Source organism: Cupriavidus sp. HPC(L) (assembly GCF_000307735.3).
Taxonomy (GTDB): Bacteria; Pseudomonadota; Gammaproteobacteria; order Burkholderiales; family Burkholderiaceae; genus Cupriavidus.
Genome location: NZ_AMPR02000253.1, coordinates 1 through 4,012, shown reverse-complemented (window position 1 = coordinate 4,012; position 4,012 = coordinate 1). Strand labels below are relative to the sequence as shown.

The window sequence follows — 4,012 nt, the reverse complement described above, 5'->3', positions numbered from 1 at the left end:
AGCTAGCGCGTCCATGGCGCGGTCCGGCGTGGCGGGGGCAACGGCAGCGCTTTCACGGGCCGGGCCGGGACGGGCGCCCCGGCGTCAGCGCGTGCCGTACAGCCGGTCGCCCGCATCGCCGAGTCCGGGCACGATATAGCCGTGCTCGTTCAACTCTTCGTCGATCGCGGCGGTGACGATGGCCACGTCGGGATGCGCGGCCTGCAAGGCCCGCAAGCCCGGGCGCGAGGCGATCAGGCAGACGTACTTGAGCGCGGTGACGCCGGCCTCCTTGAGCCGGTTCAACGCGGCGATCGCGGAATTGCCGGTCGCCAGCATCGGGTCGACCACGATGACCTGCCGCTCCTGGATATCGTCAGGCATCTTGAAGTAGTACTCGATCGGCTCGAGCGTTTCCGGATCGCGGTACAGGCCGATGTGGCCGACCCGCGCGGCCGGCAGCAGGTCGAGCATGCCGTCGATGAAACCATTGCCCGCGCGCAGGATCGACACCAGGCACAGCTTCTTGCCCGACAGCATCGGCGACTGCATCGGCGCGATCGGCGTCTTGATCGCCACGGTCTCCATCGCGAGATCCCGCGTGGCCTCGTAGGTCAGCAGCTGCGCGATCTCCCGCACCAGGCGGCGGAAGTTGTCGGTGGTGGTGTCCTCGCTGCGCACCAGCGTGACCTTGTGCTGCACCAGCGGATGGTCGACCACCATCACAGGCGCGGCGGCCGGCGCGATGGGCGGCATGCCGGTGGGAAGCCCCGTGGACAGCGCCACGGACGGATCGACGGACAGATCGGCAGACAGGGCGGTCATGATGGCACTCCTCGATGCGGCGGTGGCCGGATCTGGCCAGGGCGAAACGACGGCGTGCAGGCGCGCGGCTCGTGGGGGGCATGCTGGCGGCATGCTGACGGCATGCGGGCGGCCGCGCCTTGCACGGACTGGGAACTCAGAACACCGTGCCGTCGCTGTCGATCGCGAACGGCGGCGGGCCGCCCGGCCGGCGCTTGGCGGCGATGCGCCGTCCCGCCGCCCAGGTACCGCCCTCCAGCACGCGCGCCAACGGGAAGGCGTCGGCCGACAGGCCCAGCGCCTGCCGCGTTGCCTCGGCGACCAGGTCCAGACCGGTCACCGTCAGCGCGCGCCATTCGACGATGGCCGGCTCGTCGACCCGGTGCACCGCCTCGGCAAAGCTCGCATCGCGCGGCACCATCAGCTCGAAGTCGTACAGCAGGCCGCCGTTGCGGTATTCGGGCAGGCCGGTCAGCGCATCCAGCCCGGTCACCGTCAGGCCGCCGTCCTCGAGCGGCTCGAGCAGCGAGTAGGTCAGCCACTGCGTCAGCTTGTGGAACGGCACCAGCCCGTCGGGGCTGGCCGGATGGCGCCAGCAGTCGCCGAGCGAGACGCCCTCCAGCTGCAGCCGTCCGGGCCAGACCGGCCCGAGCGCGACCAGCAGCGTGCGCAGCACGAAGGCCGCGTCGATGCGTCCCTCGCTGGCATGTGCCTTCAGATAGTCGAACAGATTGCCGAGCCTGGCGGGCTCGCCGAACACGGCCGGCGTCGCCTGCGCGACCTTGCCGAGCCGGCGCACCAGGCCGGCGCGGCCCTCGAGCCCGACCAGCGGATTGTGCTGCGCGACCTGGAAGGCGGTGGCCAGCGTCGACGGATCGATCTGCGCCAGCCGCTCGGCATCCGAGCGCAGCGGCTCGTCCGGCGTCGCGGAAAAGCCGCCACGCGCGAACAGGTCGAAGCTGGCCACGCCCAGCCCCTCGGAGCGGCTCAGGCTCAAGTCGCTGGCCGGATCGCGGTAGCGCCAGTCCGGCCCGGCGCCCGCGTCGAGCAGCACGCTGGGAATCACCAGGTCGATGCCGATGCGCGCGCGCTCCTCGCGATGATCGTCGCCGGTCAGCGCGGCGCGTTCGCACAGGATGCCCCAGCGGTCGCGCAGCTCGCCCGGTCCGCCGCTTTCGAAATGGCGCCAGCGGCTGTGGTAAGGCACCTGCAGATCGCGGTAGCGCGAGCGGATGGTGGTCGCCACATAGTCGGCGATCGCGGCGACCCGCTGCGGATGCCAGCTGAACCACTGCGAATCGCCGGCCGCGACCGCGGCGGTCACCGCGGCGCAGCGCGCCCGCACCGCCTGCGCCGTCAGCAACGCCGAAGCCGGGTGACCGGGTTCGACCCAGCTTTGCCAGCCCTCGCGCGAAGCGCGGGCTTGCACGCCGGACTGCCCGGCCGCGCCCATCGATGCTGCATCGTCTCGTTCTGTCATTCGTCCAGTCCCCTGCCCTTGGCCACCGTCAGTTCGGTGGCGTCCGGAGGCGTGTAACGGGTGAAGTAGCCCGCCGCCACCTTGGCGTCGATCTCCACCCTCGCGTCGGCCGGAATCAGCGCGTCGGGAATCGGCACCTGCTCGACCACTTCGATTCCCTGCGCGACCAGCGCGCCGTGTTTCATATTGCTCATCGAGGCCCAGCGGTCAATGCGACGGATGCCCAGCCAATGGAAGACATCGGGCATCAGCTCCTGGAAGCGCATGTCCTGCACGCCGGCCACGCATTCGGTCCGCGCGAAATAGGTTTCGGCGCGGTCGCCGCCGACCTGCCGCTTGCGCGCGTTGTAGACCAGGAATTTGGTGACCTCGCCCAGCGCGCGGCCTTCCTTGCGGTTGTAGACCACCAGTCCGACGCCGCCCTGCTGCGCCATCTCGATGCACACCTCGATACCGTGCGCCAGATAAGGACGGCACGTACAGATGTCAGACCCGAATACGTCCGAGCCGTTGCATTCGTCGTGCACGCGGCAGGCGACCGGCGTCTGCGGCTTGCCCAGCAGGCTGACGTCGCCGAAGAAATACAGCGTCATGCCACCGATCGGCGGCAGGAAGACCTTCAGATCGGGCCGCGTCACCAGTTCGGGGAACATGCCGCTGGTCTGCTCGAACAGGCTGCGACGCAGCGCGCTTTCCTTGATGCCGAAGCGGCGTGCCATGCCGGGCAGATACCAGACCGGATCGACCGCGGCCTTGGTGACGCGCACATCGCCGTTGGCAAACAGGATCCTGCCATCGGGAATCAGCCGGCCGGCCGCGATCGCCGCCATCAGTTCCGGCATGTTGATATGGGCGCGCGTAACCGCGATGGTCGGCCGGATATCGACGCCGGCCGCGATGCGGTCGGCGAAGACGGTCGACACCAGATGGCCCCACGGGTCCAGCGACACGATCGTGTCGGGATCGGCCCACTGCGGATGCGGGCCGATCGGCTCGGCCGGCGCCGTGTCGGTCAGGTCGGGGCGATGGTCGCGCTGCAGCTTGCCCGAAGCCACCGCCAGCGCGCGATAGACGGCGTAGGCGCCGGCATGCGTCCCGATCACGTTGCGGTGCGCCGGATTGGTCAGCGTCGCGATCACGGGGCCGCGTTCGGCCGCGGTCGGCGCCCCCCAGTGGATCGGCTCGGCCGGCTTGTCGCGGCGTGCGTGCGAGGTCAGGACGATGTGATCGGACATGGCAGCCTCGAGGCGTGAATCCTGACCAAACGGTCAGGTTTACCTTGATGGTAGGCAATTGCCATGCCAAGCGCGTATGGGCGTTTTCCCCTTTTGAGTACGCCGCCTCACCGAACGCGGCACAACAACGGTTCATGAGGCGCCCACGTATCGTGCAGCGCGTGCCATGTTGCGGATGGGCAACGCCCCCTAGCGCGCAAGCCCCTCGCGGTTGCGCAACAACAACTTGCCAAGCGATGCGAACGGATCGCGCGATTCGACATATCGGTAAAAAAGCGCACCGGTGGCGTTGCTCGCCAACCACGCCAGCACCATGCCCGCCGCATTGAGCCACGGCATGCCGGGCGCCAGCTGCGACATCAGGCTGTTGACCAGCAGACAGATCGGAAAGTGCACCAGGAACACCGAGTACGAGATCGCGCCGAGCGTGGCGAAGACGCGGCCGCGCGGCCACGCCGCCAGCCAGCCGCCGCGCCGTGCGAGCGTCAGCAGCAGTGCGACGGCCAGCGCCAGC

Annotated in this window: 4 protein-coding genes; all 4 read right to left on the bottom strand. The window is 69.4% G+C overall.

The genetic code is table 11. From position 1 onward, the window contains the following. Positions 1–84 precede the first annotated feature (84 nt). Positions 85–735: a uracil phosphoribosyltransferase gene (gene upp, locus B551_RS14860; RefSeq protein WP_043439923.1), complete on the bottom strand. Its 651-nt coding sequence runs from the start codon at positions 733–735 to the stop codon at positions 85–87. 205 nt (positions 736–940) lie between these two features. Further along, positions 941–2,236 (bottom strand): URC4/urg3 family protein, encoded by a 1,296-nt coding sequence (locus tag B551_RS14855; RefSeq protein WP_023264419.1) that lies wholly within the window; start codon positions 2,234–2,236, stop codon positions 941–943. 23 nt (positions 2,237–2,259) lie between these two features. Continuing rightward, positions 2,260–3,498: a GTP cyclohydrolase II gene (locus B551_RS14850; protein WP_023264418.1), complete on the bottom strand. Its 1,239-nt coding sequence runs from the start codon at positions 3,496–3,498 to the stop codon at positions 2,260–2,262. Positions 3,499–3,687: 189 nt separating this feature from the next. Continuing rightward, positions 3,688–4,012, bottom strand: a 325-nt coding sequence (locus B551_RS26620) for an acyltransferase family protein (protein ID WP_043439921.1), incomplete at its 5' end; no start/stop codon positions are given.

Bases quoted from the DNA above. Each gene is read 5' to 3' on its own strand.
- upp (WP_043439923.1), bottom strand. From the start codon at position 735: ATGCCGCCCATCGCGCCGGCCGCCGCGCCTGTGATGGTGGTCGACCAT.
- B551_RS14855 (WP_023264419.1), bottom strand. From the start codon at position 2,236: ATGGGCGCGGCCGGGCAGTCCGGCGTGCAAGCCCGCGCTTCGCGCGAG.
- B551_RS14850 (WP_023264418.1), bottom strand. From the start codon at position 3,498: ATGTCCGATCACATCGTCCTGACCTCGCACGCACGCCGCGACAAGCCG.